Annotated in this window: 23 protein-coding genes; 13 read left to right on the top strand and 10 right to left on the bottom strand. The window is 66.8% G+C overall.

Annotated elements, in window-relative coordinates; translation table 11 throughout:
* Together FHW58_RS13820 and FHW58_RS13825 are read right to left on the bottom strand one after the other, a co-directional pair.
* Complete coding sequence (locus FHW58_RS13820; protein ID WP_179673717.1) at positions 1-336, bottom strand: apolipophorin; 336 nt, start codon at positions 334-336, stop codon at positions 1-3.
* Positions 337-417: 81 nt separating this feature from the next.
* Positions 418-873, bottom strand: a complete 456-nt coding sequence (locus FHW58_RS13825) for a hypothetical protein (RefSeq protein WP_179673718.1) — start codon at positions 871-873, stop codon at positions 418-420.
* Positions 874-1,025: 152 nt separating this feature from the next.
* On the opposite strand from FHW58_RS13825, the gene FHW58_RS13830 reads away from it, so the two are divergent.
* Positions 1,026-2,075: a hypothetical protein gene (locus tag FHW58_RS13830; RefSeq protein WP_179673719.1), complete on the top strand. Its 1,050-nt coding sequence runs from the start codon at positions 1,026-1,028 to the stop codon at positions 2,073-2,075.
* Positions 2,076-2,132: 57 nt separating this feature from the next.
* A complete protein-coding gene (locus FHW58_RS13835) occupies positions 2,133-3,668 on the top strand; it encodes a S10 family peptidase (RefSeq protein ID WP_179673720.1) in 1,536 nt (511 codons plus the stop codon).
* 140 nt (positions 3,669-3,808) lie between these two features.
* On the opposite strand, the gene FHW58_RS13840 is transcribed toward FHW58_RS13835, so the two are convergent.
* Together FHW58_RS13840 and FHW58_RS13845 are read right to left on the bottom strand one after the other, a co-directional pair.
* Positions 3,809-4,078, bottom strand: coding sequence for a DUF2164 domain-containing protein (locus FHW58_RS13840; protein ID WP_179673721.1), 270 nt, complete (start codon positions 4,076-4,078; stop codon positions 3,809-3,811).
* A 10-nt stretch (positions 4,079-4,088) separates the two neighbouring features.
* Positions 4,089-4,688 carry a TetR/AcrR family transcriptional regulator gene (locus tag FHW58_RS13845; protein ID WP_179673722.1) on the bottom strand — a complete coding sequence of 200 codons (600 nt, stop codon included), beginning with the start codon at positions 4,686-4,688 and terminating at the stop codon, positions 4,089-4,091.
* A 191-nt stretch (positions 4,689-4,879) separates the two neighbouring features.
* On the opposite strand from FHW58_RS13845, the gene FHW58_RS13850 reads away from it, so the two are divergent.
* Positions 4,880-5,641, top strand: a complete 762-nt coding sequence (locus FHW58_RS13850) for an SDR family NAD(P)-dependent oxidoreductase (protein ID WP_179673723.1) — start codon at positions 4,880-4,882, stop codon at positions 5,639-5,641.
* Positions 5,642-5,952: 311 nt separating this feature from the next.
* Here FHW58_RS13850 and FHW58_RS13855 read toward each other — a convergent pair whose 3' ends face one another.
* Entirely contained in the window at positions 5,953-7,002 is a 1,050-nt protein-coding gene (locus FHW58_RS13855; protein ID WP_229265319.1) for a LysR family transcriptional regulator, read from the bottom strand.
* A 109-nt stretch (positions 7,003-7,111) separates the two neighbouring features.
* Here FHW58_RS13855 and FHW58_RS13860 point away from each other — a divergent pair, with 109 nt between their 5' ends.
* Both FHW58_RS13860 and FHW58_RS13865 read left to right on the top strand, forming a co-directional pair.
* The gene (locus tag FHW58_RS13860; RefSeq protein WP_179673724.1) at positions 7,112-7,951 is read left to right on the top strand and encodes a phytanoyl-CoA dioxygenase family protein; all 840 of its coding nucleotides are present in this window, start codon (positions 7,112-7,114) and stop codon (positions 7,949-7,951) included.
* The gene (locus FHW58_RS13865; RefSeq protein WP_179673725.1) at positions 7,951-8,766 is read left to right on the top strand and encodes a sugar phosphate isomerase/epimerase; all 816 of its coding nucleotides are present in this window, start codon (positions 7,951-7,953) and stop codon (positions 8,764-8,766) included. The genes FHW58_RS13860 and FHW58_RS13865 overlap by 1 nt, the downstream gene beginning before the upstream one ends.
* Here FHW58_RS13865 and FHW58_RS13870 read toward each other — a convergent pair.
* On the bottom strand, positions 8,757-10,685 hold the full coding sequence (locus tag FHW58_RS13870; RefSeq protein WP_218892761.1) for a CHASE domain-containing protein: 1,929 nt from the start codon (positions 10,683-10,685) through the stop codon (positions 8,757-8,759). The two genes, FHW58_RS13865 and FHW58_RS13870, sit on opposite strands and share 10 nt — an antisense overlap.
* A 3-nt stretch (positions 10,686-10,688) precedes the next feature.
* On the bottom strand, positions 10,689-11,774 hold the full coding sequence (locus tag FHW58_RS13875; protein ID WP_179673726.1) for an HD-GYP domain-containing protein: 1,086 nt from the start codon (positions 11,772-11,774) through the stop codon (positions 10,689-10,691).
* A gap of 115 nt (positions 11,775-11,889) precedes the next feature.
* On the opposite strand from FHW58_RS13875, the gene FHW58_RS13880 reads away from it, so the two are divergent.
* The 8 genes from FHW58_RS13880 to FHW58_RS13915 all read left to right on the top strand — a co-directional run bounded on the left by FHW58_RS13880 (position 11,890) and on the right by FHW58_RS13915 (position 21,690).
* On the top strand, positions 11,890-12,348 hold the full coding sequence (locus FHW58_RS13880; RefSeq protein ID WP_179673727.1) for a MarR family winged helix-turn-helix transcriptional regulator: 459 nt from the start codon (positions 11,890-11,892) through the stop codon (positions 12,346-12,348).
* A 5-nt stretch (positions 12,349-12,353) separates the two neighbouring features.
* Complete coding sequence (locus FHW58_RS13885; protein ID WP_179673728.1) at positions 12,354-13,094, top strand: 2OG-Fe dioxygenase family protein; 741 nt, start codon at positions 12,354-12,356, stop codon at positions 13,092-13,094.
* A 52-nt stretch (positions 13,095-13,146) separates the two neighbouring features.
* Positions 13,147-14,502 (top strand): response regulator, encoded by a 1,356-nt coding sequence (locus FHW58_RS13890; protein ID WP_179673729.1) that lies wholly within the window; start codon positions 13,147-13,149, stop codon positions 14,500-14,502.
* A 301-nt stretch (positions 14,503-14,803) separates the two neighbouring features.
* Positions 14,804-15,514, top strand: coding sequence for a CerR family C-terminal domain-containing protein (locus FHW58_RS13895; RefSeq protein ID WP_179673730.1), 711 nt, complete (start codon positions 14,804-14,806; stop codon positions 15,512-15,514).
* On the top strand, positions 15,511-17,001 hold the full coding sequence (locus FHW58_RS13900; protein WP_229265320.1) for an efflux transporter outer membrane subunit: 1,491 nt from the start codon (positions 15,511-15,513) through the stop codon (positions 16,999-17,001). Before FHW58_RS13895 ends, FHW58_RS13900 begins: the two co-directional genes overlap by 4 nt.
* A gap of 15 nt (positions 17,002-17,016) precedes the next feature.
* The gene (locus tag FHW58_RS13905) at positions 17,017-18,126 is read left to right on the top strand and encodes an efflux RND transporter periplasmic adaptor subunit (RefSeq protein ID WP_179673731.1); all 1,110 of its coding nucleotides are present in this window, start codon (positions 17,017-17,019) and stop codon (positions 18,124-18,126) included.
* A gap of 8 nt (positions 18,127-18,134) precedes the next feature.
* A complete protein-coding gene (locus FHW58_RS13910) occupies positions 18,135-21,260 on the top strand; it encodes an efflux RND transporter permease subunit (RefSeq protein WP_179673732.1) in 3,126 nt (1,041 codons plus the stop codon).
* Complete coding sequence (locus tag FHW58_RS13915; protein ID WP_179673733.1) at positions 21,232-21,690, top strand: GyrI-like domain-containing protein; 459 nt, start codon at positions 21,232-21,234, stop codon at positions 21,688-21,690. Before FHW58_RS13910 ends, FHW58_RS13915 begins: the two co-directional genes overlap by 29 nt.
* 67 nt (positions 21,691-21,757) lie before the next feature.
* Here FHW58_RS13915 and FHW58_RS13920 read toward each other — a convergent pair whose 3' ends face one another.
* Genes FHW58_RS13920 through FHW58_RS13930 form a run of 3 tightly spaced genes read right to left on the bottom strand, consistent with a single transcriptional unit; the run spans position 21,758 to position 25,996 of the window.
* Positions 21,758-23,179 (bottom strand): efflux transporter outer membrane subunit, encoded by a 1,422-nt coding sequence (locus FHW58_RS13920; protein ID WP_179673734.1) that lies wholly within the window; start codon positions 23,177-23,179, stop codon positions 21,758-21,760.
* Positions 23,176-24,360 carry an HlyD family secretion protein gene (locus FHW58_RS13925; protein WP_179673735.1) on the bottom strand — a complete coding sequence of 395 codons (1,185 nt, stop codon included), beginning with the start codon at positions 24,358-24,360 and terminating at the stop codon, positions 23,176-23,178. The genes FHW58_RS13920 and FHW58_RS13925 overlap by 4 nt, the downstream gene beginning before the upstream one ends.
* A 4-nt stretch (positions 24,361-24,364) precedes the next feature.
* On the bottom strand, positions 24,365-25,996 hold the full coding sequence (locus FHW58_RS13930; protein ID WP_179673736.1) for an MFS transporter: 1,632 nt from the start codon (positions 25,994-25,996) through the stop codon (positions 24,365-24,367).
* Positions 25,997-26,044: the final 48 nt, after the last annotated feature.

Genomic DNA, 26,044 nt, shown 5'->3' on the forward strand with positions numbered 1-26,044 from the left:
TTACTTCTTGGCCTCGCGCTCCTCGGCCGCGCTCTGCATCTTCTCGCCGGCGCGTTCCAGCTTGCGGCCGGCCTCCTTGGTGGCCTGGTTCAGACTGTCGCTGGCCTTGTCGGCGGCCTGGTCGAGTTTCTGGCTGGTGTCCTTGGCGGCCTCGGACAGCTGCTGGCTGGCCTGCTGGGTTGCACTGTCCAGCTTGGCGCCGGCCTGCTCGGTGGCCTGATCGATCTTGCGGCCGGCACGTTCGGCCGGACCGGCCTCGCTCGGATCGTCCTTCTTCTGGCAGCCGCCCAGCAGCGCCAGCGCCGTCAACGTCACCGCTACATAACGCATCATCATATTTATCTCCTGAAAGAATGACTTCTTGCCAAGAGCATACAACGACCGGCGCCGACGCAGCGCACGGCAGATACGGCCCGCTTACAGGCTTTCGACGATCTTCTTGGGCGGCGGTGGCGGCGTGAAGGCGATGGTTTCCGACTCCGGGCCGGTATCGGCCATGTCCGACTGGGCCAGCCAGTGCTGCAGCTTTTCCATGCGGCGGATCAGGATGCCCTTGTTGCTGATATAGCCCACCTGCTCGAAGTTTTCCGGCTTGCTGACCATCTTCGACACCGTCGGCAGATTCTCCGCCAGCCGCTCGAAGGCCTTGCGCGCCTTGTGCTCCCACTTGACCAGATTGGGCTCGTTGAAGCGGTTGCTTTCGTAGTAAATCGTCAAGGTGCGGTCATGGTTGCCGAAACCGACAATGGCCGCGCCCATCCGCACCGTCTCCAGCACGTCGCCCTTGATCGCCGCCGTCGGCACGAACAACGCAGCACGGCCGGTGGCGTCCGGCCGCTCCAACGGCAAATCCTGTCCCATCACTCTGGTCATCTTGCTTCCTGTCTTTATCGCCACGGAGTTGCTGCTAGGCTATTTTTTTCATTCTATATCGCTCTTTTCGCCAATACAAGGAGAAAGCGCACCGCCGTGGCGCGCCCGGCAACTCCCTTATAATGCGGGCTGAACCTGATAACCGCCTCACCATGACCACCTCCGCCTCCCGTTTCGGCGCCATTCCGGAAGCCGCCGTCGACACCGCCGCCGGCCACCTGCGCGACACGCTGACCATCGCCATCGAACACCGCCCGCCGCACGCCGCGCTGATCGTCTACGACACCCGCACCGACCTCAATCGCGCGCTGACCGAGGCCTACCGCCGCGCCGCGCCGGACGCCCGCTTCATCGACTTCGACGCCACCACGCCGGACGCCGTGCTGGCCCTGTTCGACCAGTTGCACGCCGGCGACCTGGTGGTGCTGGTGCAATCGACCAGCTTCCGCATGGACGCCTACCGCATCCGCATCGAACTGTTCAAGCGCGGCCTGAAGGTGATCGAGCACGTGCACCTGTCGCGCATGCCCGGCGCGCAGGGGCTGCACTACATCGACTCGCTGGCCTATGACCCCGCCTACTATCGCGGCGTCGGCCACGCGCTGAAGCAGCGCATCGACCGCGCGCAACACGGCATGGTCGATACCGGCAACGGCGAGCGGCTGGTGTTCGCCTCGCCGTTCGAAGCGGCCAAGCTGAACATCGGCGACTACAGCGGCATGACCAACATCGGCGGCCAGTTCCCGCTGGGCGAAGTGTTCACCGAGGCGCAGGACCTGGAAGCGGTCAGCGGCCGCGCGCGCATCCACGTGTTTGGCGACACCAAATTCCTGGTCAACCGCCCGGCCACGCCGCTCACCATCATCGTCGACCAGGGCCGCGTGGTGGGCACTGAAAACAGCACGCCGGAATTCGACAACATGCTGGCCATCATCCGCGAACACGAGGGCGAGGTATGGCTGCGCGAACTGGGCTTCGGCATGAACCGCGCCTTCTCGCGCGAGCGCATGGTGGACGACATCGGCACTTATGAGCGCATGTGCGGCATCCACCTGTCGCTGGGCGCCAAGCACGGCGTCTATACCAAGCCGCAGCTGAAACGCAAGGACGCCCGCTACCACATCGACGTCTTCGCCGTCACCGAGGGCGTGTACCTGGATGACCAGCGCGTCTACCAGGACGGCGCCTGGCGGCTGGCATGACATTTGCCGGGAGGCTGTGCTACTGTTGCGCTGGTTCTATTTTTCTCTAAGGATGCCATGCGCCGCTCACCCCACTCAGCCGTCTCCCAGCTGCTTCGCACCACCGCCCTCGCCAGCCTGCTGCTGGCCGCCCTGCCCGCCGTTACTGCGCATGCCGCTGATGCGCCGGGCGCTGCCGCCGCGGCCGACGCCAAGGGCAACAAGCCCGACCTCGACCTGCCGCCGCTGTCGGAAGACAAAACCATCCACCAGACCATCCGCCTGAACGGCAAGCCGTTCAACTACGACGCCACGGTCGGTTCGATCAAGGTGCGCGATGCCAAGGGCAAGGTGATCGGCGAAGTGGTGTACACCGCCTACACCGTGCCCAACAGCGGCGCCCAGCGGCCGGTGACGTTCGCCTTCAATGGCGGCCCCGGCGCCTCGTCGGTCTACCTGAACCTGGGCGCCATCGGCCCGCGCCGCGTGCAGTTCGGCGCCGCCGGCGACACGCCGTCCGACTCGTCCGAGCTGCAGGACAACCCGCACACCTGGCTGGACATGACCGACCTGGTCTTCATCGACCCGATCGGCACCGGCTACAGCCGCGCGCTGGAAGAACCGGCCAAGGCCAAGACCGATTTCTACGCCACCGAGGCCGACATCAAATACCTGTCGCGCGTGGTGTATGACTGGCTGGTCAAGAACGGCCGCCTGCGCTCGCCCAAATTCCTGATGGGCGAATCGTACGGCGGCTACCGCGCGCCGCGCCTGGCGCGCGAGCTGCAGACCCAGGTCGGCGTCGGCATCAAGGGCCTGTTCATGGTCTCGCCCTACCTCGACCCGGCCGCCATCGGCGACGACACCGCGCTGTCGCCGCTGCCGTGGATGATCAACCTGCCGTCGATGGCCGCCTCCCACCTCGAAGCCGAGAAGCGCCTGACGCCGGACGCCATGCGCGGCATCGAAGCCTACACCCGCGGCCAGTTCGCCACCGACCTGCTGGCCGGCCGCTCGGACCCGAACGCCGTCACCCGGCTGGTCGGCAAGGTCAGCGAACTGACCGGCATCGACGCCGGCCTGGTCGCCCGCCTCGACGGCCGGCTCGACATCAACACCTTCCTGCGCGAACTGCACCGCAACGACCGCAAGATCGGCTCGGTGTACGACGCCAACGTCACCGCCTACGACCCATTCCCGTCGTCGGCCGAGCGCAAGTCGGGCGACCCGATCCTGAACGCGCTGATCGCCCCGACCACCAGCGCCATGGTCGACTTCATCACGCGCGAAGTGGGCTGGAAATCGGACGCGCAATACAAGGCGCTGTCGTATGAAGTGAACAGCGCCTGGGACCGCGGCGCCAGCCAGGACAAGCCGGTGAGCGACCTGCGCCAGGCCATGGCCAACGACCCGAAAATGGGCGTGCTGATCGCGCACGGCTACAACGACCTGTCGTGCCCGTACTTCACTTCCGCGCTGATCCTCGACCAGATGCCGGCCGCCATGGCCGCCCCGGCCAAACTGTCGGTCTACCCCGGCGGCCACATGTTCTACAGCCGCGACGGCTCTGCGCAATCCTTCAAGCGCGACGCGCAAACCTTGTTCACCAAGTGAGGTAGCGTGCGGGAATCGCAAAACCCACACTGCGGCGCACTGGGGTCGGACCCCGCATGGGGTCCGACCCCGACCTTTTCGGGTTGCGACAACGCTCAATCCGGCAGCGCGACTTCGTCCCCAACTGGCCGCGTAAAGCCCTAGCGCCGGCGCGGCTGGTCGATCTTGCGCCAGTACTGCGACGCTTCCTCATGCACTTCAAATTCAAGGTCCGCCACCCGGACCTGAAGATGCTGCTGCACGTCGGCCACCGCCTGGTTGTAGATGACCGGGCCGATCTCCTCCAGTACAAATCCCAGCAAGCCGCCGGCGGCGATATTGCCGATTTTTTCGTCCATGTTCACGTCAAAGTAACGCTGGATGGAGCGAACCAATTCCTCGCGCACTTCCTTTTTTAACTCAATCGCCACGAAGGCCTCCTCAAAGATCGTTATCCACCGGGGACGGCCACCCCGCCAGCGCCTGCGCCGCGATTGCATCCAGCGTGGCGCGTTCGACGCCAGCCTTGGCCTGCACCGCCATCCCATGCAGCACCATCAGCACGAAACCCGCCAGGATCGCGGGATCCGCATCGGCCGGCAGATCGCCCTGCCGTCGCGCCAGTTCCAGCCGCTGGCGCAGCGTCTGCTCGCCGGCGTTGCGCGCGTCGATCAGCGCGGCCTGGATGGCCGTCACCTCGTCCGAGCCGGCCAGCGCGCCATGGATGCCCAGGCAACCGCGACGGTCCTGGTAACGGGTGTGCAGTTCCGCCGCGTCCGCCAAAATTTTCTCGACCACCTTGCGCGCGCTCGGCTGCGCCATCGCGGCCGGGAAAAACGCCAGGTACTCCGCGTAATAGCGGGTCAGCACCTGGCGGAACAAATCCTCCTTGTTGCCGAACGCCGAATACAGCGCCGGACGCGCCACGCCAGTCGCCTCGGTCAGATCGGTGTACGAGGTACCCTCGTAGCCCTTGCGCCAGAACACCCGCAGCGCGGCTTCCAGCGCCTGGTCCACATCAAACTCGCGGTGACGACCCATGATCTTGCTTCCTCCTGTAATGAGCCACCCATGGTAAAGCACCGGGCGCGCCGCGTCAAAATATCGTACTGATCGTTATTTTACCCTTGACGGACGCTCGGCGGATAAGATAACGTTCGTTACCGTACTGGTCGTTATGAAATGTGCCGATCCCCGGCGCAATGCCGGCCAGTCGCTTGCAGGGGAAATCCATGTCGCAATCATTGAAGGGTAAAACAGTACTGATCACGGGCGGCTCGCGCGGCCTGGGCGCGGCCATGGCGGAAGCGTTCGCCGCGCATGGCGCCGAGGTCGCCATCAGCTACGCCGCGTCGGCCGACAAGGCGCACGCCGTGGTGGAAAAACTGAGGGCCATGGGCGCGCGCGCCATTGCCATCCACAGCGATCAGGCCCAGCCCGGTTCCGCCCGGCCGCTGATCGACGCCGTGTTCGCGGAATTCGGCAAGCTCGATATCCTGGTCAACAACGCCGGCATCGCCATCCAGGGCACGCTGGTGGATGATCCGGCGCTGGACGAAGACAAGTTCAACCGCCAGTGGCAGGTCAACGTGATGGGTTCGATCGCCAACACGCGCGCGGCGGCACCGCGCCTGACGGATGGCGGCCGCATCATCTTCATCGGTTCGCTGCTGGGCGCCTACGTGCCGTTCAAAGGCGTGGCCGATTACGCCGGCACCAAAACGGCGCTGGTCGGCTACGCCCGCGGCATCGCGCGCGACCTCGGCGCCCGCAACATCACGGTCAACGTGGTACAGCCAGGCGCCATGCCGACCGACATGAACAAGGAAGTGGCCGGCGAGCTGCCGGAGATGGAGACGTTCCTGAACATGCACCCGATCCGCCGTTTCGCCACGCTGGAAGAGGTGTCGGAAGTCGTCTGCTTCCTGGCCGGACCGCATGGCGGCTACATCACCGGCGAAACCCTCAACATCGCCGGCGGCCTGGGCATCTAACCCCGCCACACCGGGGTCAGTGCCGACATTCGGACACGCACTCAACGTTAATACGCATCAGCTCGTGTCTAAATGTTGGACCTGACCCCGCCGTTCGCTCAACATCGCCGGCGGCCTGGGCATCTAACCCCGCCACAACGCACAACAGGGTCAGTGCCGACATTCGGACACGCACTCAACGTTAATACGCATCAGCTCGTGTCTAAATGTTGGACCTGACCCCGCCGTTCACCGCTCAACGTTAATACGCATCAGCTCGTGTCTAAATGTTGGACCTGACCCCGCCGTTCACCGCTCAACGTTAATACGCATCAGCTCGTGTCTAAATGTTGGACCTGACCCCGCCGTTTATGTTCGGACACGCACTCAACATTAATACGCATCAGCTCGTGTCTAAATGTTGGACCTGACCCCGCCGTTTTGACCCCGCCGTTTAAGAGGCCGGAGGCTTGCAGTTCGCGGTCCCACGGCGGCACGGGGTGGTATTCGGCGACCAGGAAGTCGATCAGCGCGCGCACTTTGGGGGATGGCTGGCGGCTGGCGGGGTACAGCGCGCTCAGATGGTTGAGCGGCAGTTCCCAGTCGCCCAGCACCGGCACCAGTGTGCCTTCCAGCAGGCTGCGCCAGGCGAGGAAGGTGGTGTTGTAGACGATGCCCAGCCCCTGCTGCGCCGCCTGCTGCAGCACCAGGCCATTGTTGGCGGTGAAGGCGGCCGGCACGCGCACCGATTGCTGTTGGTCGCCGCGCGCGAAGTGCCATTGCGTGCCGTCGGTCAGATGGCTGAAGTGCAGGCAGCGGTGCTGCAGCAAATCCTGCGGCGTGGCCGGCACGCCGTGCCGCGCGAGGTACGACGGCGACGCGCACAGCACGCCGCGGCACGGCGCCAGCGGCCGCATCGCCAGCGCATGCACGTCCGGAATGCCGCCCACGCGGATGGTCAGGTCGAAGCCGTGTTCGATCGGGTCGAGCAGCGCGTCGTCGACGAACAGCATCGGCTCCAGCGCCGGGTGCAGCAGCGCGAACCGCGCCAGCGCGCCGGCCAGCCATTCGCTGCCGAAGCTGGACGGCGCCTGGATGCGCAGCGGCCCGGCCAGCTCGTCGCCGGCCTGCGCCACCACCCGCGCCGCTTCCCGCGCCTGTGCCACCGTCGCCATGCACGGCGCCAGGTAGGCCTGGCCGACGTCGGTCAGGCTCACTTCGCGCGTCGAGCGGTGCAGCAGCCGCGCGCCAAGCTTGTCTTCCAGTTGCAGGATGTGCTTGCTGACCATGGCGCGCGTCAGCCCCAGGCGACGGCCGGCCTCGCTGAAGCTGCGCAGCCTTGCCACCTCGACAAATATTTCCATCGCCCGTAACTGGTCCATGCGTCGATTGTCGCCACTTCAGCGACAATGTGTCAACCTTTTACCGATTGTGACGCCCCGCCGGTCGCCGTAAAATGCCATGCATCGACTTTCCGCCATGGAGCCAGACATGCTGACAGAAGCACAAAAACAACAATATCAACGCGATGGGTTCATCGTTATCCCCGGTTTCAAGAGTGCCGGGGAAATCGCCACGCTGCGCGCCCGCGCCGGCCAGATTGTCAACGATTTCGACCCGAGCGCGCAATCCGGCATCTTCAGCACCATCGAGCAGGAAAAGACCACCGACGATTACTTCCTCGGCTCCGACAACACCATCCGCTGCTTCTTCGAAGAGGAAGCCTTCGGCCCGGACGGCCAACTGAAACAGGCCAAGGAACTGTCGATCAACAAGATCGGCCACGCCATGCACGACCTGGACCCGGCCTTCCGCGCCTTCACCGCCGACGCCCGCCTGGAAGAACTGGCGCGGGAACTGGGCCTGAGCGATCCCCGGGTCTGGCAGTCGATGTACATCTTCAAGCAGCCGGGCATCGGCGGCGAGGTGCGCTGGCACCAGGACGCCACCTACTTCGACACCGATCCGGTCAGCGTCACCACCTTCTGGTTCGCGCTGGAAGACGCCACGCTGGACAACGGCTGCATGTGGGCCGAACCGGGCGGCCATCGCGGCCCGATGCGCGAACGCTTCCTGCGCAACGGCGACCACGTGCGCATGGAAAAACTGAGCGATATGCCATGGCCGGACAACAGCACCGCCGTGCCGCTGGAATGCAAGGCCGGCAGCCTGGTATGCTTCCACGGCCTGCTGCCGCACTACAGCGCGCCGAACCGCTCGCCGGTGTCGCGCCACGCCTACACGCTGCACGTGACCGACGGCGCCACCCGCTACTCGCCGCAAAACTGGATCCAGCGCGACGACAAGCTGCCGGTGCGAGGTTTCCTGTAATGCGGATCGAAATTTTCGCCGCCCACTGGGGCAACAACGAGCTGCCGGCGCCGGTGTTCATCGAGCGCGTCAAGGCGGCCGGTTTCGACGGCATCGAGATGTCGCTGCCGCTGGACGCCACCGCGCGTGACGACTGGACCCGTCAGATCGCCGACGCCGGCCTGGGCCTCATCGTCGCCCAATGGGAGACGGTGTTCCACCCGACCTTCGCACCGCACAAGCAAGCGCTGGCCGAACTGCTGCACAACGCCTGCGCCGCCAGGCCGCTGCACGTCAACTCGCACACGGGCAAGGACTACTTCACGACGGAGCAGAACAGCGAGCTGCTGGAACTGGCGGCCGACATCTCGCGCCAGCACGGCGTGCCGATCGTCCACGAGATCCACCGCAGCCGCTTCAGCGGCCATCCGATGCTGCTGCTGCCCTACCTGAAGCAGATGCCGCAGCTGCAGCTGACCGCCGACCTGTCGCACTGGTGCTGCGCCTGCGAGTCGCTGCTGGAAGACCAGCCGGAGACGCTGGCCGCAACCCTGCCGCACGTGCGCCACATCCACGCCCGCGTGGGCCACGCGCAAGGGCCGCAGGTGGCCGACTTCCGCGCGCCGGAATCGCAGGCGGCCTTGCAGGCGCACCTGTCGTGGTGGGACGAGGTGATCCGCCTGCGCCGCGCCGCCGGCGCCGAGCGCATGACGCTGACGCCGGAATTCGGCCCGGTGCCGTACACCCAAACCCTGCCCTACACGCAGCAGGAAGTGTCCAACGCGTGGGAGCTCAACGTGGCGATGCTGCAGCTGCTGCGCCAGCGCTACGCCTGAAGCGTCTCCTCTTCCGGCGCCGGCGACAACGGCAGCACCAGCAGCACGCTGGTGCCGCCTGCCGGCACCGACTCCACGCGGATGGTCCCTTTCAGCACGCCGGTCACAATGTTATAAACGATATTCATCCCCAGGCCGGAACCGCCCTGCCCCATCTTGGTGGTGAAGAAGGGATCGAAGATCTTGTGCAGCACCACGTCGGTCATGCCGATGCCGTTGTCCTTCAGCTGCAGCGCCACCAGATCCTTGCCCTCGCGCCGCGCGCTGATCGCCAGCACGCCGCTCTCGCGGCCATCGAAGCCGTGCAGCAGCGCGTTGCCGATCAGGTTACTCAGCACCTGGCTCAAGCTGCCCGGATACGAATCGAACACCAGGTCGGCCGGCACGTCCACCGTCACCGCGCAGGAGGCGCGCCGCAGCTGCGCCGCGTAGGTGGCCAGCGTATCGTGCAGCACCTCGTCCAGGCGGAAGCGGCGCCGCTGGCCGCTGGCCTGGTCCACCGCCACCTGCTTGAATGAGGTGATCAGATCGGCCGCCCGCGTCAGCGAATGCGCCATGATGTCGCAGGCCTTGCGGGCGTCGGCCAGGTGCGCGTCCAGCGCCGAGCGTTTCAGGCCGCCGTCCTCGCGCAGGCGGCGCTCGAAGTCGCGCACCATGTCGGCCAGCGCGGTGGCGGTCAGCAGGCTGTTGCCGATCGGCGTATTCAGCTCGTGCGCCACGCCGGCCACCAGCGCCCCCAGCGACGCCATCTTCTCCGACGTCTGCAGATTGGTCTGCGCCTGCTTCAGCGTGGCCACCACGCGCGACAGGTCGTTGCGCGCATGCTCGGCGTGCTGCTTCTGCAGCTCCAGTTCCTTGAGGCTGAATTCCAGTCCCTGGCGGGCATCCGACTCGCGCCGGTTGGCCACCATCAGCGCGGCGATCAGCGCGCTGATGATCACGCCCGCCATGCCGATCAACAGCACCGGCAGCTGCGAGCGGCCGTAGCGCGCGCCGGAACGGCCCTCGAACTTGACGATCCAGTGGCGCTGCGCCACCGGCAGCACCGTCTGCGCGGTCAGCCCCGGCACGTTCTCGCCGCGCTCCTGGTGCGACTCGACCTTGCCGTCGCTGTCGTACAGCAGCGTATCGATGCCGGCCGGCGGCGGTTTCCCCTGCTGGAAGCCGCCGTCCTCGATGCGCACGTGCAGGTGCTCCAGCAGCGCCGGGTCGAGCAACTCGCGCATCAGCGCGTTGACGCGGAACACCACGGCCACGAAGCCTTCCAGCGCCGCGCGCCGCTGCGCCGTGGTGTCCAGCGGCACGCCGTTGCGGTACACCGGCGCGCGCGCCACGAAGCCCGGCTCGCCGCTGGCGTCCTGCACCAGCGTGATGCGCTCGGTGGCGACGATGTCGCCGCTGTCGCGCCCCAGCTCCAGCGCCTTCAGGTGCGGCGGCAGCGCCGACAGATCGAGGCCGAAGGCGTTCTCGTTGCCTTTCAGCGGCTCGGTGTATTCGATGATGTAATGCAGCGGACGGCGCGTGGCCGGGTGCACGTGAAAATCCGGATAGCCCCGCGGCGCCAGCGAAGTGTCGCACCGGACCTGCTCCACAAACGCCGGCAGTTCCGCCTCCGGCACCACGCGCACAAACTGCAAGGCCTGGTAGCCGGGATAGCGCTGGTCGATCTTCAGCTCATTGACGAAGCGGTTGAAACGCAGGCGGTCGATCTGGTCGTTGACCGCGTACACGCCCTTCATGCTGTGCAGCGTGTCGAAGTAGATCTGCAGCCGGTTCTGCAGGTCGCGCGCCACCTTTTCGGTGTCGCGCTGGAAGCCGGCGCGGATTTGCTGCTTCTGCTGCTCCTCCATCACGAAGTAGCAGGTCCACGCAGTCAGGCAGATCCCGACAAAGAACGCCAGGTAGCCGCGCCCGCGCATGATTCAGGCGGCGGAATCGCTGTAACGGTTGGCGATGGCCATGAACTCCTCCTCCACCGTCAGCATGGCGTCGACCACGTCCGGATCGAAATGCTCGCCGCTGCCCTGGCGTATCATCTCCATCGCCGTCTCGTGGGTGAAGGCCGGCTTGTAGACGCGCTTGGAAATCAGCGCGTCGTACACGTCGGCCACCGCCATCAGGCGCGCCGCCATCGGGATGGCGTCGCCCGCCAGCCCCTGCGGATAGCCCGAGCCGTCGTACTTCTCCTGGTGCGAGTAGGCGATTTCGCGCGCGTAGCGCAGGAAGGTGTTGGTGTAGCCCAGCGTGTTCTCAACGTTGGCGATGGCGTCGCGGCCGTACACGGTGTGCTGCTTCATGATCTCGAACTCTTCGTCGGTCAGGCGGTCGGGCTTGAGCAGGATGGCGTCCGGGATAGCCACCTTGCCGATGTCGTGCAGCGGCGCCGCCTTGAACAGGGCCTTGATGTTGGCCTCGCTCAGTTCCTCCTCGAAGCGCTTGTGCTGGCGCAGCTGGCGCGCCAGCGCCGCCACGTAGTGCTGCACGCGGCGCAGGTGGTTGGCGGTTTCGTACTCGCGCGTTTCGGCCAGCGACGCCAGCGCCCAGATCATCGCGTCCAGCATCTGGCTCAGTTCCAGCGTCACCTCCTCCACCACGTGCTCCAGCAGATTGCGCTGCTGCTTGAGCAGCTCGCGCGAGTGGCGCAGCTGCAGGTGGGTGTCGATGCGCGCGCGCAGCACGCTGGCCACCACCGGCTTGGACACCACGTCGGCCGCGCAGGCGTCCAGCGCGCGCTGCTCGTCCGGCGCGCGTTGCAGGAAAATGACAGGGATGTCGGCGGTGTCGGGGCTGGACTTGAGCTGCTGGCAGACGCTGTAGCCGTCCACGTCCGGCAGTTCGGCGTCCACCACCACCAGGTGCGGGCGCGGCACGTGCTGCATGATGTCCAGCGCCGCGCGGCCGCTGTTGGCCAGCCGGACTTCGTACTGATCCTCCAGCATGCCGTTCATCTGGATCAGGTTGTCCGTCGCTTCATCCACGATGAGTACGATGGCCTTTTTGACATTCATGCGCCGCTGCTCCCCGAGTGTTCTTACCACCATCATAACCGAGCGGAATTGCCGGCCAAAACTATTTTTCCCCGTCGAGCTTGCAATTATATAGTGCACTACCTATACTGGGAACATGGATACGCAAACCACCCCCACCTCCGGCGTGCCGCAACTGGACCAACAGCTGTGCTTCGCCCTGTACTCAACCTCACTGGCGATGAGCAAGCTGTATCGCAAGCTGCTGCGCGGCCTGGGGCTGACCTACTCCCAGTACCTCGTGATGATGGTGCTGTGGGAGAAAAACGAACTGACCGTGTCGGAGGTCGGCGAACGCCTGTTCCTCGACTCGGCCACGCTGACGCCGCTGCTCAAGCGCATGGAGGCGGCCGAGCTGATCACCCGCACCCGCGCCGCCAGCGACGAGCGCCAGGTCATCATCAAGCTGACGCCGCACGGCGACGCGTTGCGCCACGAGGCGGCCAAGCTGCCGCCGTCGATTTTGCAAGCCACGCAATGCACGCTGGACCAGGTGGTCGGCATGAAACAGCAGCTGGACGAATTGCGTTCCAGCCTGATGGCCTCCGCCGGTTGAGCGCCATGACGACACCCCTGTACACGCCGCTGGCGGACGCCGTGACGGCCCTGCGCCAGGACGGCTACGCGCTGCTGCAGCCGGAGGACGTGGCCACGCTGGCCGGCCTGCCGCTGGCCGCGCTGGATGCGCTGATTCCCAGCTGGGACGCGCTGGAACCGGACCAATACCTGAAGGACGGCGGCCGCTACCGGCGCCGCCGCCATTCCTGCTTCGTGCAGGACGGCGGCCAGCTGACGCAGACGCCGCACCGCGCCCACTGGCAGCCGCTCGAATACAACGCCCTGCACGGCGGCATGCACCGCCTGTTCGCGCCGGTGCAGCCGGCCACCGTGGCGCAGCCGGCCTGGCCGGCGCTGATCGCCGCCATCGGCCAGCTGTGCAGCGCGGCGCGCCGCACCAGCGCGCCGTGGTATGTTGAGGCGCACCAGTTCCGCATCGACACCACCGACGGCATCGGCCGGCCGACGCCGGAGGGCGCGCACCGCGACGGCGTCGATTTCGTCGCGGTCATCCTGATCGCCCGCGACGGCATCAAGGGCGGCGAAACGCGCGTGTTCGAGGCCGATGGCCCCAACGGCAAGCGCTTCACCATGACCGCGCCGTGGACCATGCTGTTGCTGGATGATGCGACTGTCATCCATGAATCCACACCGATCCAGCCGCTGGCGCAACACGGCCATCGGGACACGCTGGTGCTGACCTGGCGCGCCGGCGCATTCCAGGGGCAGGAAACTTCCCCTTGAGGGGGTAATCCGCTATAGTTTGCCAACCAACTACGCACCAGGAGGGTGGTCTGTGGACACCAGCTACGAAATACAGCCCGATGAAGTTGAAGTACTGATCGTCGAGGACAGCCCCACCCAGGCCGAGCGTCTGCGCCGGCTGATCCAGTCGATGCGCTACAACGCCCGCGTGGCGCCCAACGGCCGCCTGGCGCTGGAGGCCATCCGCGAACGCAAGCCGCACCTGGTGCTGTCGGACATCGTCATGCCGGAGATGGACGGCTACGCGCTGTGCCGCGCCATCAAGGCCGACCCGGAACTGCGCGACATCCCGGTGATCCTGGTCACCTCGCTGATGGACCCCAAGGACATCATCCGCGGCATCGAGTGCGGCGCCGATAACTTCATCCGCAAGCCGTACGCGGAGGACTATCTGCTCAACCGCATCGGCCACATGCTGATGAACCAGAAGCTGCGCAAGAACCAGAACATGGAGATCGGCATCGCCCTGTACCTGGGCGAGCAAAAGCACTTCATCAACGCCGACCGCCAGCAGATCCTCGACCTGTTAATCTCCACCTACGAGCAGGCGGTGCAGGTCAACAGCGAGCTGCAGGCGCGCGAGCGCCAGGTGATCGAGCTCAATATGCGGCTGGCGCACCACGCCGGCGAGCTGGAAACCATCAACCGCGAGATCGCGCTGAAGAACCTGGAGCTGGCGGAAGCGAGTCGCATGAAGTCGGCGTTCATTGCCAACATGTCGCACGAGCTGCGCACGCCGCTGAACGCCATCATCGGCTTCACCGGCGCCCTGCTGATGAAGCTGCCCGGCCCGCTGACGCCGGAGCAGGACAAGCAGCTCAACACCATCCGCACCAGCGCGCGCCACCTGCTCTCGCTGATCAACGACATTCTGGACGTGGCCAAGATCGAAGCCGGCAAGGTCACGCTGGAGCTGGAAACGGTGCTGTGCCAGGACGTGGTGCGCGACGTGGTGGACACGCTGCGCCCTCTCGCACTGCAAAAAAACCTCGCGCTGGAGATCGATCTGGCCGATCCGGCCATCGTGCTGGAAACCGACCGCCGGGCGCTGACGCAGATCTTGCTCAACCTCGGCAACAACGCCATCAAGTTCACCGAGGCCGGCGTGGTGCGGGTGACGCTGAGCGAGCGGCCGGGCGAGAACGGCCAGAACAGCATGATCGAATTTTCGGTGGCCGACAGCGGCGCCGGCATCCGCGAGGAGGACCAGGCCAAACTGTTCCAGGCCTTCTCGCAGCTGGACTCGACCTCGACGCGGCATGCCGAAGGCGCCGGCCTGGGCCTGTACCTGTGCCAGAATCTGGCCAACCTGATCGGCGGCTCGCTGTTCTTCAAGAGCGACTTCGGCCACGGCAGCACTTTCACGCTGGCGCTGCCGGCGAAGTGACGGCGCGGTGAGCGCGCAGTAATCGTTTAACCATTACAAAAGATGACTATAATAACAACGTAGTTCTACGGTATTGCAGTGCAACATAAAGAGGGGTATAGTTTGAACTGTCTCCTCCAATACGTTCGCTGAACATTGGAATTCAACCCGCGCCGAGTAGCCGCGGGTTTTTTTTTGCCTGTGCGCCTGCAATATTTTCAGACGGCTAACGTCTACATCCTCGCAACAGCCGTTGCGGCAATAAGTTAAACAAACGATTTAGTTATATCATTTGTTTAAATTGTGTGATGTAATGCCGTCCATGAACGCCAAACCTACCCAACCTACTCAAGCCGATACCAGCCAGCCCGCCGACGACGCCCGCAAGACACGGTCGGACGGTGAACAGTCGCGCGAACGCCTGCTGACGGCGGCCATGCGCCTGTTCGGCGAACAGGGCTTCTCCAAGACCTCAACCCGCGAGATCGCACAGGCGGCCGGCGCCAACGTGGCGGCCATCAGCTACTACTTCGGCGACAAGGCCGGCTTGTACCAGGCCTGCTTCACGGCCATCTGCAAGCCGGTCGACGACAACATCGCGCTGTTCGACCAGCCGCATTTCACGCTGCGCGAATCGCTGCACGGCTACTACCGGCAGATGATCGCACCGCTGCTGGCCGGGGCCGACGCCGATGTGCTGCTGCGGATGTTCTACCGCGAGATGCTGGAACCCACCGGCATGTGGCAGCGCGAGATCGAGACCAACATCAAGCCGGAGCACATGGCGCTGGTGGCGGTGTTGTGCCGCCATCTGGGCCTGTCGCAGCCGACCGACGACGTGCACCGGCTGGGCTATGCGATCGGCGCCATGTGCGTGCAGATGCTGATCGCCCGCGACGTGGTGGCGCAGATCACGCCGCACATGATGGCGTCGCCCGAGGCCATCGCCGACTGGGCGGGGCACCTGGTGGTGTATGCCGAGGCGCTGGTGGCAGCGGAAAAAACCAAACTACTTCAACAAGGGAAAGCATGAGAGTCTTTTTACGCGCGATGGCGGTGGCCGTCGCGGCGACGCTGAGCGCCTGCGCGGTGCAGGGACCGGCGACGCGGGTGGATCCGCTGGCGCCCCAGCAGTGGCAGGCGCCCTTGCCGCACAACGGCAGCCAGGCCGATCTCGCCGCGTGGTGGCGCGGCCAGGCGGATGGCCTGCTGGTGCAGCTGATCGAGTCCGCGCAGGCGGTCAGCCCGACGGTGGCGTCGGCGGCCTCGCGCATTGCGCAGTCGCGCGCCGAGCGCGTGGCCGCTGGCGCCGTGCTGGCGCCGAACGTGGATGCTGCAGCCAGCGCCAATCGCTCCAACCAGCAATCGGCGCTGCCGATGGGGACGACCTCGCAACTGGCGTTGAACGCCTCCTGGGAGATCGACCTGTTTGGCGCCAACCGGGCGGCGCGCGACGCGGCGCAGGCGCGCCTGGAAAGCGCGCACGCCGGCTGGCATGATGCGCGCGTGTCCGTCGCCGCCGAGGTGGCGAACCAGTACTACGGCCTGCGCGCCTGCGAACAGTTGATGACGGTGGCGCGGCAGGACGCGGTGTCGCGGGCCGATACGGCGCGGCTGACGGAGCTGAGCGCCAGCGCGGGCTTCCAGTCGCCCGCCAGCCTGTCGCTGGCTCGCGCCAGCGCCGCCGATGGCAACAGCCGCTACATCGCCCAGCGCGCGACGTGCGACGTGGATGTCAAGGTGCTGTCGGCGCTGACCGCGATACCCGAGCCTGAACTGCGCGGCAAGCTGGCAGCGTCGGTACGCGCCGCCAGCGCCGGTGCGGGCGGTGCGGAGGCTGCCTATGCGTCCTTCTCCGCGCCGGCCATGGCGATCGGCGAACTGCCCGCGCGCACCCTGAGCCAGCGCCCGGACGTGTTCACGGCGGAGCGCGAAGTGGCCGCCGCCAGCGCGGACGTCGGCAACGCACAGGCGCAGCGCTATCCGCGCCTCACCTTGTCCGGCTCGGTGGGCGTGGCCAACTTCCGCGCCGCCGGCGACAACACCAGAACCGACACCTGGACCATCGGCCCGGTCGCGCTGTCGCTGCCGCTGTTCGACGCCGGCCGCCGCCGCGCCAACGTCGACGCGGCCAGCGCGCGCTACGAAACGGCCGTGGTCAGCTACCGCGCCACGGTGCGCCAGGCGGTCAGCGAAGTCGAACAGGCGCTGGTCAACCTGGACAGCACCGCCTCCCGCGCCGGCGACGCCCAGACCGCGCTGGAAGGGTACCGCGCCAACTACGCCGCCGTCGATGAGCGCTACAAGAACGGCATGGCCAGCCTGTTCGAACTCGAAGACGCGCGCCGCACGCGCCTGGCCGCCGAACAAACGGTGATCAACCTGCAGCGCGAACGCAGCGCCGCCTGGGTTGCCCTCTACCGCGCCGCCGGCGGCGGCTTCGCGCCCGCCGCCGCAACTGCCGCACCCGCCACCTCTGCTGCTGCACTCGCGCCCGCCCTCGCCAGCGCCGCCCACTAACTTGCCCCGCTCACCATGAAAACCACACTGAAACCACTCGCCTACATCCTGGCGGCCGCCTTTGCGGTGGCAGCCGCCGGCATCGCCGCCTACTCCGAAGCCGCCGACGACAAACAAGCCGACACCGCGAAACCGGCGCTAACCGTCACCGTCACCCAGCCCAGCGCCGCCAGCCTGCCGATCAAGCTGGCCGCCAACGGCAACGTCGCCGCGTGGCAGGAAGCCAGCGTTTCCAGCGAATCGAGCGGCCTGCGGCTGACCGAAGTGCGCGTCAACGTCGGCGACGTCGTCAAGGCCGGCGAAGTGCTGGCCGTGTTCTCCGCCGACACCGTCAACGCCGATCTCGCGCAAGCGCAAGCCGCCGTCCACGAAGCCGAAGCCAATGCCGCCGACGCCGCCGCCAACGCCGCCCGCGCCCGCACGCTGCAAAACTCCGGCGCCCTGAGCGCCCAGCAGATCAGCCAGTACAACACCGCCGAACAGACCGCCAACGCCCGCATCGCCTCCGCCAAGGCCGCGCTGGCGAGCCAGCAGCTGCGCCTCAAGTACACCAAGGTGGTGGCGCCGGACAGCGGCATCATCTCGGCCCGCAGCGCCACCGTCGGCGCAGTCTCCAACGCCGGCACGGAACTGTTCCGCATGATCCGCCAGGGCCGCCTCGAATGGCGCGCCGAAGTGGTGGCCGCCGACCTGCGCCACCTCAAGCCGGGCGTCAACGCGATAGTCAAAGCCGCCAACGGCAGCGAAGTCACGGGCAAGGTGCGCATGGTCGCGCCCACGGTCGATCCGCAAACCCGCTCGGCGCTGGTCTACGTCGACCTGCCGCAAAGCGCTGGCAGCAAAGACGCGCCGTTCAAGGCCGGCATGTTCGCCAGCGGCCAGTTCCAGCTAGGCGCATCGGACGCCATGACCGTGCCGCAGCAGGCCATCGTCGTGCGCGACGGTTTCAGCTTCGTGTTCCGCCTCAACGCCGACAAGCACGTCACGCAAGTGAAAGTGCAACCGGGCCGCCGCCTCGGCGACCGCATCGAAGTGCTGGGCGGCCTCAAACCGGATGCCCAGATCGTCGTGCGCGGCGCCGGCTTCCTCAACGACGGTGACCTGGTCAGCGTCGTTGCCAGCTAAGGACCGCCATGAACTTTTCCGCCCTCTCGATCCGGAACCCGATTCCGGCGATCATGCTGTTCGCCCTGCTGTCGCTGGCCGGCTTCATGGCCTACAAGGCCAATCCGGTGCAGGACTTCCCGGACATCGAGCTGCCCATCGTCACCGTCACCGCCACGCTGGACGGCAGCGCACCGGCGCAGCTGGAAACCGAAGTCGCACGCAAGATGGAAGACTCGATCGCCACGCTGCAAGGCGTCAAGAACATCCACACCACCGTGCTCGATGGCGTGGCCACCATCGCAGTGGAATTCATCCTGGAGAAAAACATCTCCGACGCCGTCAACGACGTGCGCGACGCGGTGGCCCGGGTCAAAGCCGACATGCCGGCCGAGCTGCGCGACCCGACCGTCACCAAGGCCACCACCGCCGGCCGCGTGGTGCAGACGTTCACCGCCGCCGCTGCCGCCGGTCCCGGCGAACCACTCGACGCGCAGGAACTGAGCTGGTTTGTCGACAACACGGTGTCCAAGCGCCTGCTGTCGGTGCCCGGCGTGGGCTCGATCAAGCGCGTCGGCGGCGCCAGCCGCGAGATCCGCGTCGAACTGGACGAGGCCCGCATGGCCGCGCTGCGCGTGTCGGCGCTGGACGTGTCGCGCCAGCTGCACCAGGTGCAGAAGGAAGCGCCGGGCGGGCGCGGCGACGTCAGCGGCGCCGAGCAATCGGTGCGCACCATCGGCACCGTCGCGACGGCGGCCGAACTGGCGGCGATGGAACTGCCGCTGCCGGACGGCCGCCGCGTGCGCCTCGACCAGGTGGCCACCGTCACCGACAGCGTGGCAGAGCAGCGCGCCATCGCGCTGCAGGACGGCAAACCCGTGGTGGGCTTTGAAGTCTTCCGCACCAAGGGCGCCAGCGAAACGGCGGTGGCCAGCGGCGTGCGCGCCGCCATAGCCGAACTACAGAAGAACAATCCGCGCGTCGAACTGACACAGGTGATCGACAACGCCCACCCGGTCCAGGAGAACTTCGACGGCTCGATGGAGCTGCTGTACGAAGGCGCCATCCTCGCGGTGCTGGTGGTGTGGTGGTTCCTGCGTGACTGGCGCGCCACCGTGGTGGCCGCCGCCGCGCTGCCGCTGTCGGTGCTGCCGGCCTTCCTCGGCATCTACCTGTTCGGCTACACGCTCAACACCGTCACGCTGCTGTCGCTGGCCCTGGTGGTGGGCGTGCTGGTGGACGACGCCATCGTCGAAATCGAAAACATCGAACGCCACCTGCGCATGGGCAAAACGCCGATGGAAGCCGCGCTGGAAGCGGCCGACGAAATCGGCATGGCGGTCATCGCCACCACCTTCGCGTTGGTGGCGGTGTTCCTGCCGACGGCCTTCATGAGCGGCATTCCCGGCCTGTTCTTCAAGCAGTTCGGCTGGACCGCCGTGATTGCGGTGCTGGCGTCGCTGGTGGTGGCGCGTCTGTTGACGCCCATGATGGCCGCCTACCTGCTCAAGCCAACCGCGCACCGCGAGGAAAAGGACGGCTGGCTGATGTCGCGCTACATGCGCGTGATGAAGTGGTGCCTGCAGCACCGGCTGGTCACCGCGCTGGCGGCCGGCGTGTTCTTCATCGCGTCGATCATGCTTACCGGCCTGCTGCCGACCGGCTTCGTGCCGGCCGCCGACCGCGCGCAAACCCAGATCAACCTCGAATTGCCGCCGGGGTCCACGCTGGCGGAAACCAGTGTGGTGGCCGAACGCGCGCGCCAGGCGGCAATGCAGGTCAAGGGCATCAAATCGGTGTTCAGCTCCATCGGCGGCGGCTCCAGCGGCGATGCCTTCGCCCCCGGCGCGGCAGCCGAAGCGCGCAGCGCCGTGCTGACGCTGACCACCGCGCACCGCACCGACCGCAAGGAATCGATGGCCGACCTGGAAGCGGAAATCCGCCACAAGCTGGATGCCATTCCCGGCGCCCGCTTCAAGGTCGGGCCGCCGGACAACGGCGTCAAGATGCAGCTGGTGCTGCGCAGCGAAGACCCGGTGGCGCTGAAGGAGGCCGCGCAAAAGGCGGAGCGCGAACTGCGCACGCTCAAAGGCGTGGGCAATGTGCGCTCGACCGCCTCGCTGGTGCGGCCGGAGATCATCGTCAAGCCGGACTTCGCCAAGGCGGCGGACCTGGGCGTGACGGCCGCCTCGATCGGCCAGACCGTGCGCGTGGCCACCGCCGGCGACTACGACACCGACCTGACCAAGATGAACCTGCCGGAACGCCAGGTGCCGATCCGCGTCAAGCTGCCGGACGCGGTGCGCGCCGACCTGGACGCCATCGGCCGCCTGACGGTGCCGGGCAAGAACGGCCCGGTGCTGCTGGCCACCGTGGCCGACATCAGCATGGAAAGCGGCCCGGCGCAGATCAATCGCCTGAACCGCAGCCGCAACGTCACGCTGGAAGTGGAGCTGGGCAAGCGCGCGCTGGGTGAGGTCAACACCGAGGCGCGCGCGCTGCCCTCGCTGAAAAACCTGCCGCCGTCGGTCAAGATCGCGGAACTGGGCGATACCCAGGAGATGGCGTCGCTGTTCGCCAGCTTCGGCATCGCCATGCTGATCGGCGTGTTGTGCATCTACTGCGTGCTGGTGCTGCTGTTCAAGGACTTCATGCAGCCGGCGACGATTCTGGCGGCGCTGCCGCTGTCGATCGGCGGCGCCTTCGTGGCGCTGCTGATCACGCGCAGCGCGCTGTCGATGCCGTCGATGATCGGCCTGATCATGCTGATGGGGATCGTGACGAAAAATTCAATCCTGCTGGTGGACTATGCTATTCTGGCGCGCCAGGCCGGCATGGGGCGTTTCGAAGCGCTGGTCGATGCCTGCCACAAACGTAGCCGTCCGATCCTGATGACCACCATCGCCATGGGCGCGGGCATGATGCCGCTGGCCCTGGGCTGGGGCGCCGACCCGAGCTTCCGCTCGCCGATGGCCATCACCGTGATTGGCGGCCTGATTACCTCAACGCTTTTGAGCTTGCTGGTGGTGCCCGCGGTGTTCACCTACGTCGACGACTTTGAACACTGGCTGCAGCGCATGATGCGCAAGCTGCGCCGCCAGCCGGCCGTTCAGAATGGAGACGTGCATGCACTACGAGATAAAAGAACTGCCTGAGGTCCGTGTCGCCTACCTGCGTTACAAGGGGCCGTTCGGCCCTGGCGTGGGCGAGTTCTGGAAGGAAGTATTCACGCCGTGGCAGCAGGCGTTCCATTTGACCGGCAAGGTGACGTATGGCGTGGCGCAGGATGATCCGTCCACCACGCCGGCGGCCGAGTGCCGTTACGACGCCTGCGTGGAAGTGCCGGCGGAGTATGCGATCCAGCCGCCGGCCAAGGAAGCACACCTGCCAGCCGGCCGTTACGCCGTGGCCCGGTTCAAGGGCACGGGGGCGGATGTGTCGAAAGCCTGGGCCGAATTCTTCGGCCAGTTGTCAGCGGAGGGCAAGGTGGCCGACGGCCCGTGCTTCGAACGCTACCCGGCGGACTACGCGATGGACCCGGCCACCGGCATCTTCACCGCAGAACTCTGCATCGCCGCAACATAACCCCCAGTCCGATGGGGTCTGTCCCCGTACCGGGACAGACCCCGGCGTGCGAGGTGCGGCGTCAAAGTCAGCGCCAACCGCCGCCCATCACGCGGTACAGGTCGACCGACGCCACCAGCATCCGGGTCTTCAGCTGCAAGCGCCCCACATCCGCGCTGTACAGCGTGCGTTGCGCATCCAGCTCTTCCAGGTAAGACGCATAGCCGTTGCGATAACGGTTATGCGCGATGCGCAGCGTCTCGGCCGCCGTGGCGCGGCGGGCGTCGTTCTGCACCGCCTGTTCGCGCAGGCGCACAATCGCGCCCAGGCCATTCTCGGTTTCCGAAAACGCCGACCGCACCGCGCTCTCATACGCATACACCGCCTGATCGCGCTGCGCCGCCACCGAGTCAGTCTGCGCCTGCACCCGGCCACCGTCGAACACCGGCGCGGCCACGGCGGCGGTCAGGTGCCACAGCGCGGTCGGCGCGTTCAGCAAATCGTGCCACTTGAGGTTTTGCACGCCGCCGGCCGCCGTCAGCTTGAACGACGGCAGCAGCTGGTCGCGCGTCGCCTGCAGGTTGGCGTTGACCGCCACCAGGTTGTACTCGGCGCGGGCGATGTCGGGACGGCGGCGCAACAGCTCGGACGGCAGCCCTTCCGGCACTGGCGGCGCCTGCAGATCGGCCAGCTCGACGCCGCGCGCCACCGGGCCGGGATTGCCACCGGTGAGGATGGACAGTGCGTTCTCCTGCTCGAAGATCTGCCGCTTCAGCTGCGGCACGGTTTCGGCGGTGGTCTGGTATTCGGCTTGCGCCTGCAGCCACTCCAGCCGCGAGCTGTAGCCGACCTCGAACTGGCGCTTGGCCAGGTTGGCCGATTCCTCGCGCAGCTTGAGCGTGGCCTCGGTCAGCGCCAGTTGCGCATCCAGCCCGCGCAGGTTCAGGTAGCCCGAGGCCACGGTGGCGGCGATCGACAACGCCACCGCGTCGGCGTTGGCCTGCTCGGCCTGATAGGTGGCGGTGGCGGCGTCGGTCAGCGCCGACAGCCTGCCCCAGGCGTCGATTTCGTAACTGGCCTGGAATTCGGCCTGGTAGACGTTGGTCACGTACGGCACGCCGTTCCACGCCAGCTGGCGCGTGCGGGTCGGCGTGCTGTCCACCGAGACGTTGGCCTTCTGCCCGGCTTCGGCCACGCCCACCAGCGCGCGGTACTGCGCCACGCGGGCGCGCGCCACGCGCAGGTCGCCGTTGTTCTGCAGCGCTTTTTCCACCAGCGCGGTCAGCGCCGGGTCGCCAAAGCTCTGCCACCACTGCCGCGCCACCGGCCCGCTGCCCTGCTGCTGCACCGCCGTGCGCCAGGCGCTGGGCACCTGCAACGTCGATGGCGGCGGCGGCGCGACGGTCGCCGCGCAACCGGCCAGCATCGCCGCCACGGCCACCGTCACGGCGGCGGCCACGCCGCGCCGCGCGGCAACAAATGTCCGAATGTCGGCACTGACCCCGGTCATGGTTTGGCTCCGTCGCGGACCTTGACCGAGGTGTCGATGCTGACAATGACCGACATGCCGGGCGCCAGCCGGCGCGCGTTGGCCTGGCCCTGGTCGATGCGGATGCGCACCGGGATGCGCTGGGCGATCTTGACGAAGTTGCCGGTGGCGTTGTCGGCCGGCAGCACGCTGAATTCCGAGCCGGTGGCCGGCGAGATCCGCTCCACCACGCCGGTCAGCTGCGCGCCGTCCAGCGCGTCGACCTTGAAGGTGGCCGGCTGGCCGACCTGCACGCCGTTCATCTGCGTCTCTTTCAGGTTGGCGATCACCCACAGCTGCTTGGGCACCAGGCCCATCAACTGTGCGCCGGTGTTGACGTAGGCGCCCTTGCGCACCGTGACCTGGCCCAGTTGGCCGTCCTCCGGCGCCGTGATGCGGGTGTTGTCCAGGTCGACCTTGGCGGCCTTCAGCGCCGCCTCGGCATTGGCCACCGCCGCTTCCAGCGACTGCTTGTTGACGGTCACCGTCAGCACCTGCTGCTTGGCGATGTCCAGGCTGGCGCGCGCCTGCGCCACCGCCGCCGAGGTCTGGGCGCCGGCGGCGCGCGAGGCGTCCTGTTCGCGCAGCGACAGCGAGCCGTCCTCCGCCAGCGCGTTCACGCGCCGCAAATCGGCCACCGATTTGGCCGCCTGCGCCTGGGCGTTGGCCAGCGTGGCCTGGTTCAGCGCCACGCTGGCTTCGGCCGCGCGGCGCGCCTGGACCCAGTTTTCCAGCGCCGCCTTCTGCGCCGCCAGTTGCGCCACCGCCTGCTCGTAGCGCTGCTGGTAGATGCGGTCGTCGATCTGCGCCAGCAACTCGCCCTGCTTCACGTACTGGAAGTCCTGCACCTTGACGTCGACCACGTAGCCCGGCAACTGGGTGCCGATCAGCGTCACCTGGCCGCGCACCAGCGCGTTCTCGGTGGAGACGATGGCGCTGGTGAACGGCGGCAGCCGCCACGCGTACAGCACCACCAGCACGCCGACCAGCGCCACCAGCGCGAACAGGATGGCGGAGATGATCTGCCCGCGCCGGTCCGGCGCCGGCGCGCTGGGCGCGGCCGCGGCGACGGCTGCCGCGGCGGCGGCGGCGGCCACCGCTGCCACCCGGCTGTCGGACGAGGAAGCGTTGTTCGGAGCGTTGTTTGGAGTGTCGTTAGCCATGGGTTCAGCGGGATCCGGAGTTGTTGAGGGAGACATTGGCCATGCCGGTCTGGGCGTTGTGCGCCGACTTCGGCTGGCAGGCCACGCAGGCGGTCCACAGGTAGCGGATCAGCAGCCACGCCATGGTCAGCAGCGCCAGCAGGGTAATACCGAGGAAAACATCGTTATAGGCCAGGATGTTGGCTTCGCGCGTGGCGGCCGCGCTCAGCGACGCCAGCCCTTGCGCGCCGCCGGCCTGGATGCGCGCCGCCACCTGCGGATCGAGCAGCGTCAGGTGCTCGACCAGCACGCTGGAGTGGTACTTCTCGCGCCACACCTGGAAGGTGGTGGTCAGCGCCGTGCCCAGGATGCTGCCCAGCGTCTGCGTGATCGAGAACATCACCGAGAAGCTGACCAGGTTGTTGGGCGCGGCAATCACCGCGCCAAAGCCGGAGATGAAGGTGGGGCCGACAAACAGCGCGCCGCCAAAGCCCAGCAGGAACTGCGACACGTACAGGTCCTGCGGCCGCGTCAGATTGGTGGAGTCGGAGTCCAGGTAGGCGCCCAGCGCCATCACCGCCAGCGCGAACAGCAGCTGGCCGGGAATGCGCGCCGGCGCGATGTACCACGCGCTGGCCAGCAGCCCGGCCACCGAGCCGGCCATCACCACCCACCACAGCGTCAGCATCTGGTCGTTGTTCAGGCCCAGCGCCTGCAGGAAGCCGACCGTGCCGCTGGCCTCGGACTGCACCACGCGGATCAGCAGCACCGACAGCGCCAGCCGCGCCATGTTGCCGTTGCTGAGCCAGCGCGTGTTGAGCAGCGGCCGCGCGCGGTTGTGCTCGACCGCCAGCGCCGCCAGGATCAGCACGATGGCGCCGGCCAGCGCGTAGCCCAGCCACGGTGCCTCCAGCCACCACACGGCGCGCCCCAGTGCCAGCACCGCCGACAACAGCGCCACGCCGGGCGCGAACAGGCCGAAGGTGAGGAAGTCCATTTTCTCGAACACCTTGATGCGGTCGCCCGGCGGCAGCTTGAGGCACAGCACGCAGGCCAGCGACACCAGCGCCAGCCCCAGCTCGAAGAAGTACAGGCCGCGCCATTCGGCGATTTCCAGCAGGTCCGACGAGAACAGCCGCGCCATCGGAATCGCCAGCTGCGAGAAGCCGATGCCCAGGACCGCGCCCTTCAGCCGGTGCTGGGCCGGGAAGGCTTGCAAGGTGTAATACAGGCCCAGCGTGGTCAGCGCGGCGCCGCTCATGCCGTGCGCGGCGCGCACCGCGATGGCCGAGCCGAGGCCGTGGACGAACAGGTGGGCCACCGTGACCGCCGCGTACAGCACCAGGAACAGCTCGGTGAACAGGCGCAGGCCGAACTGCTGGCGGAATTTCACCAGCAGCAGGTTCATCGTCACATTGGTCATCACGTAGGCGGCCGGCAGCCACTGGATCTCGGTGCTGAACACGCCCAGCGAGCCTTGCAGGTACGGCAGGTTGACCGACACCAGCGCGTTACCCAGCCCGCCGGTGATGGCGACGATGAAGCCGACCACCAGGAAGGCGACGCGCTTGGAAAGGGAATGGTTCGGATTGGACGGCGATCCGGGTAAGGTCGGGCGCTCGTGCGGCTGCCAGGTCTGTGGGGCGTAAACGTCCATGCGTCAGGTGTCCTGATTCTATCTTTTGAGGGAGATGACGAATAGCAT

This window comes from Duganella sp. 1224, from assembly GCF_013408245.1.
In the GTDB taxonomy this organism is placed as follows: Bacteria; Pseudomonadota; Gammaproteobacteria; order Burkholderiales; family Burkholderiaceae_D; genus Rugamonas.

Excerpts from the sequence above, each read along its gene's own strand:
- FHW58_RS13920 (WP_179673734.1), bottom strand. The coding sequence starts at position 23,179 with ATGACCGGGGTCAGTGCCGACATTCGGACATTTGTTGCCGCGCGGCGC.
- FHW58_RS13850 (WP_179673723.1), top strand. The coding sequence starts at position 4,880 with ATGTCGCAATCATTGAAGGGTAAAACAGTACTGATCACGGGCGGCTCG.
- FHW58_RS13900 (WP_229265320.1), top strand. The coding sequence starts at position 15,511 with ATGAGAGTCTTTTTACGCGCGATGGCGGTGGCCGTCGCGGCGACGCTG.
- FHW58_RS13925 (WP_179673735.1), bottom strand. The coding sequence starts at position 24,360 with ATGGCTAACGACACTCCAAACAACGCTCCGAACAACGCTTCCTCGTCC.
- FHW58_RS13860 (WP_179673724.1), top strand. The coding sequence starts at position 7,112 with ATGCTGACAGAAGCACAAAAACAACAATATCAACGCGATGGGTTCATC.
- FHW58_RS13880 (WP_179673727.1), top strand. The coding sequence starts at position 11,890 with ATGGATACGCAAACCACCCCCACCTCCGGCGTGCCGCAACTGGACCAA.
- FHW58_RS13930 (WP_179673736.1), bottom strand. The coding sequence starts at position 25,996 with ATGGACGTTTACGCCCCACAGACCTGGCAGCCGCACGAGCGCCCGACC.
- FHW58_RS13820 (WP_179673717.1), bottom strand. The coding sequence starts at position 336 with ATGATGATGCGTTATGTAGCGGTGACGTTGACGGCGCTGGCGCTGCTG.
- FHW58_RS13830 (WP_179673719.1), top strand. The coding sequence starts at position 1,026 with ATGACCACCTCCGCCTCCCGTTTCGGCGCCATTCCGGAAGCCGCCGTC.
- FHW58_RS13845 (WP_179673722.1), bottom strand. The coding sequence starts at position 4,688 with ATGGGTCGTCACCGCGAGTTTGATGTGGACCAGGCGCTGGAAGCCGCG.
- FHW58_RS13865 (WP_179673725.1), top strand. The coding sequence starts at position 7,951 with ATGCGGATCGAAATTTTCGCCGCCCACTGGGGCAACAACGAGCTGCCG.
- FHW58_RS13910 (WP_179673732.1), top strand. The coding sequence starts at position 18,135 with ATGAACTTTTCCGCCCTCTCGATCCGGAACCCGATTCCGGCGATCATG.
- FHW58_RS13875 (WP_179673726.1), bottom strand. The coding sequence starts at position 11,774 with ATGAATGTCAAAAAGGCCATCGTACTCATCGTGGATGAAGCGACGGAC.
- FHW58_RS13905 (WP_179673731.1), top strand. The coding sequence starts at position 17,017 with ATGAAAACCACACTGAAACCACTCGCCTACATCCTGGCGGCCGCCTTT.
- FHW58_RS13915 (WP_179673733.1), top strand. The coding sequence starts at position 21,232 with ATGCACTACGAGATAAAAGAACTGCCTGAGGTCCGTGTCGCCTACCTG.
- FHW58_RS13895 (WP_179673730.1), top strand. The coding sequence starts at position 14,804 with ATGAACGCCAAACCTACCCAACCTACTCAAGCCGATACCAGCCAGCCC.
- FHW58_RS13855 (WP_229265319.1), bottom strand. The coding sequence starts at position 7,002 with ATGGACCAGTTACGGGCGATGGAAATATTTGTCGAGGTGGCAAGGCTG.
- FHW58_RS13825 (WP_179673718.1), bottom strand. The coding sequence starts at position 873 with ATGACCAGAGTGATGGGACAGGATTTGCCGTTGGAGCGGCCGGACGCC.
- FHW58_RS13870 (WP_218892761.1), bottom strand. The coding sequence starts at position 10,685 with ATGCGCGGGCGCGGCTACCTGGCGTTCTTTGTCGGGATCTGCCTGACT.
- FHW58_RS13885 (WP_179673728.1), top strand. The coding sequence starts at position 12,354 with ATGACGACACCCCTGTACACGCCGCTGGCGGACGCCGTGACGGCCCTG.
- FHW58_RS13835 (WP_179673720.1), top strand. The coding sequence starts at position 2,133 with ATGCGCCGCTCACCCCACTCAGCCGTCTCCCAGCTGCTTCGCACCACC.